General features: G+C 64.7%; 3 protein-coding genes and 1 other RNA gene. 3 read left to right on the top strand and 1 reads right to left on the bottom strand.

Annotated elements, in window-relative coordinates; genetic code table 11:
- Positions 1-410, bottom strand: an RNA gene (gene rnpB, locus Q8N40_RS19785) — RNase P RNA component class A; the annotation flags it as partial.
- Between the two features lie 146 nt (positions 411-556).
- Between rnpB and Q8N40_RS19780 the strand changes: the two genes are divergently transcribed.
- The 3 genes from Q8N40_RS19780 to Q8N40_RS19770 are packed head-to-tail and all read left to right on the top strand — an operon-like array spanning position 557 to position 2,621.
- A complete protein-coding gene (locus Q8N40_RS19780) occupies positions 557-907 on the top strand; it encodes a YciI family protein (RefSeq protein ID WP_305321164.1) in 351 nt (116 codons plus the stop codon).
- Positions 908-926: 19 nt separating this feature from the next.
- The gene (locus tag Q8N40_RS19775) at positions 927-2,171 is read left to right on the top strand and encodes an RNA polymerase sigma factor (RefSeq protein WP_305712987.1); all 1,245 of its coding nucleotides are present in this window, start codon (positions 927-929) and stop codon (positions 2,169-2,171) included.
- A gap of 27 nt (positions 2,172-2,198) precedes the next feature.
- Positions 2,199-2,621: a hypothetical protein gene (locus tag Q8N40_RS19770; RefSeq protein ID WP_305712986.1), complete on the top strand. Its 423-nt coding sequence runs from the start codon at positions 2,199-2,201 to the stop codon at positions 2,619-2,621.
- The last annotated feature ends 406 nt before the right edge of the window (positions 2,622-3,027 follow it).

Here is a 3,027-nt window from a genome sequence, read left to right as displayed (position 1 = left end):
TTGCACAGGCGATACGTGACGGCCATTCCTCTGGGACCCTGTTTGCACAGGGCCTCGAGCAACCTACCCGGACAGCGAGCCTGACATCGCCCTGCGGAGTTATCGCCTTTCGGCGAACATCCCGCGTTGCCGTCCCTATTCGGTTTTGCTCCCGGTGTGGTTTGCCATGCCGTTTCCGTTGCCGGACCCGCGGTGCGCTCTTACCGCACCTTTTCACCCTTACTCGCCCCCTCCCTTTCCCTCCCCCGCAAGCGGGGGAGGGTAGGGTGGGGGAAGCGGTTCGTTCTCTGTGGCACTGTCCCTGGGGTCGCCCCCGCCGGACGTTATCCGGCACCGTATGTCGATGGAGCCCGGACTTTCCTCTCCCGCAGCCTTTCGACCATAGCGGGAGCGGCCGTCCGGCCGACTGACGGCCCTGTGATGGGGGCTCGGGGCGGCCGCGTCAAGCGGATAGCGGCTACCCCTCCGCCAAAATAAATTATCCTGAAGATGTCGTTCTGCGAGGGGCCCGTTCGACTGGGTGTCGGCGCACCCGCCAGGCCATGAGGAGTTTCAGATGCAGTACCTGTTGATGATCTATCAAAGCGAAGCCGAAGCCGGCAAAATCGACGCGGCGACGAGCCAGAAGATAATCGAGGAGTATGGCGCTTTCACCCAGTCCATCATCCAGAGCGGCAACTTCAAGGCCGGCGACGCGCTGCAGCCGACATCGACCGCGACCACCGTGCGCGTCCGCAACGGCAAGACCCTGACGACGGACGGTCCGTTTGCCGAGACCCTGGAACAACTCGGCGGCTACTATCTCATAGAGGCGAAGGACCTCGACGCCGCGCTCGCCATCGCGGCACGGATTCCCGACGCCAGATACGGCTCGATCGAGGTCAGGCCCATCATGGTCTTCGAATGACGAAAGTTGAACTCCAAAAATGACCCCCGTCGAGATCGAAAGCATATTCCGCGACGAGGCGGGGCGGGCGCTGGCCACGCTGATCCGCCTCGTCGGCGATTTCGATCTGGCGGAAGACGCGCTGCAGGATGCCTTTGCCGCGGCGCTTGAACGTTGGCCCGCCACAGGTCCGCCGTCCAATCCGCGGGCGTGGCTGGTCAATGTCGGACGCAACAAGGCGATCGACCGGATCCGCCGGCAGGGCGCGTTTCGCGGCAAGCAAGGCGAGCTGACGCAGGAGTTGCTGCTCAACGCCTCCGCTTCCGGCGAGGTCGCGGATGCTGTTCTCGACGACGACATGCTGCGCCTGATCTTCACCTGCTGCCACCCGTCCTTTGCCGCCGAAGTGCAGGTCGCGCTGACGCTGCGCACGGTGTGCGGGCTGAGCACGGCGCAGGTCGCGCGCGCCTTTCTGACCGGCACCGAGGCGATGGCGCAGCGTCTGCTCCGCGCCAAGCAGAAGATCCGGCTCGCCGGCATTCCCTATGAGGTGCCGGAACGCGAGGCGCTGGAGCCGCGGCTGCGCGGCGTGCTCGCCGTGATTTATCTCGTCTTCACCGAAGGCTATGCCGCAACCTCGGGCGAAGGCCTGATGCGGCCCGATCTGGCGCGCGAAGCGATCCGGCTGGCGCGGCTGCTCGACGCCTTGCAGCCGCAGCGCGGCGAGATCAAGGGATTGCTTGCGCTGATGCTGCTGCACGACGCGCGCCGCATGTCGCGCGCGACCGAAGCCGGCGAAATCGTGCTGCTGGAGCAACAGGATCGCACGCGCTGGGACGGTTGTCAGATCGCCGAAGGCCTGAGACTGGTGGAGGAGGCCTTGCGGATGCCGGGCCGTCCGCAATCCTATGCGGTGCAGGCCGCGATCGCGGCGCTGCATGCCCGCGCGCCGAACTTTCAGGATACCGACTGGCCGCAGATCGCGGGCCTCTACGAAGTGCTGTTGCGGATCGGCCCGTCGCCGGTAATCGAACTCAACCACGCCGCGGCGGTATCGATGATGGACGGACCGGCGCGCGCGCTGGCCCTGGTCGATGCGCTGCAGGCCCGCGGCAGCCTCAATGGTTACGCGCTGTTGCCGGCGGTCCGCGCCGATCTGCTGCGCCGGCTCGGCCGCCGCGATGCCGCGCGCGAGGCCTATGTCGCGGCGACGGCCGCCACGCAGCTGGAACCGTTGCGGCGGCTCTATGCGCGGCGCATGGCTGAAATCGATGGCGTGGTCTAAGCTCTTCTTTTTCAGAGGAGTATTGCGATGGACAACGAGAAAGATCTGGCATCGCCGAATTATGGTTCCGCGGTGTCCGGCGTCGTCGGCAGCGTGGTCATGGCCAATGCGGCGCGGACCGGGCCGACATGGCTGCGCTATTTCCTGTACGTCTGCATCGCCATCACCCTGCTGGCGACCGGCGTGGGACTGATCGGAAAGGTCGGCAGTATCGGAAGCATCCCGGCCTGCGACGCGCAGACCACGCGCGACACGCTGTCCGACCTCAACAAGCAGAACAAGTTCAGCGCCACCAAATACAACTTCATCAGGAAGGTGTCGGCATCGGATGCGGAAACCATCTGCACCGCGAACCTGGCCCTGTCGGGCGGCGGAACCGTCGAATATGATTATCGCATCTTCAAGGAGGGCTCGGCCGTCAAGGTGCTGATCAGGGAGATCAGGCGCTGACGGTGTGGGACGACGGTGGAGCGGAAAAGCGGCCGCGGCGTACGGCGGATTAACGTCAGCGTAATCCGCCATCCAGGCTTTCCGCATCCGCGGGTTACGCTTCGCCAACCCGCCCCACGGTGCTATACACTACGGTAATATTTTACCTTTATTCTAAAGGTCGCCTCCATTGCATGGGGTTGTTTTCGATATTTTTGGTTGGGGCCGCCGCCCCCCTTCGGGAACCCGCTTCGCCTACCTTGCTGCCACCGCTTCGTAGATGTCTTCTTCCTGCGCGGTGTGCAGCCGCACCAGGGTCTCGACCGCCTCGATCAGCCGCTGGGCGTCACGAATGAGATCGCGGTCGACCTTTTCCGACGGCAAGTCGTCGGCGACACGGGCGAGCAGGCGGGCGAGATGCAGGATC

Source organism: Bradyrhizobium sp. (assembly GCF_030693485.1).
Classification (GTDB): Bacteria; Pseudomonadota; Alphaproteobacteria; order Rhizobiales; family Xanthobacteraceae; genus Bradyrhizobium.
Note: the sequence above shows the minus strand (reverse complement) of the source record. Positions and strands in the feature narration are given on the sequence as shown.

Bases quoted from the DNA above. Each gene is read 5' to 3' on its own strand.
- Q8N40_RS19770 (WP_305712986.1), top strand. From the start codon at position 2,199: ATGGACAACGAGAAAGATCTGGCATCGCCGAATTATGGTTCCGCGGTG.
- Q8N40_RS19775 (WP_305712987.1), top strand. From the start codon at position 927: ATGACCCCCGTCGAGATCGAAAGCATATTCCGCGACGAGGCGGGGCGG.
- Q8N40_RS19780 (WP_305321164.1), top strand. From the start codon at position 557: ATGCAGTACCTGTTGATGATCTATCAAAGCGAAGCCGAAGCCGGCAAA.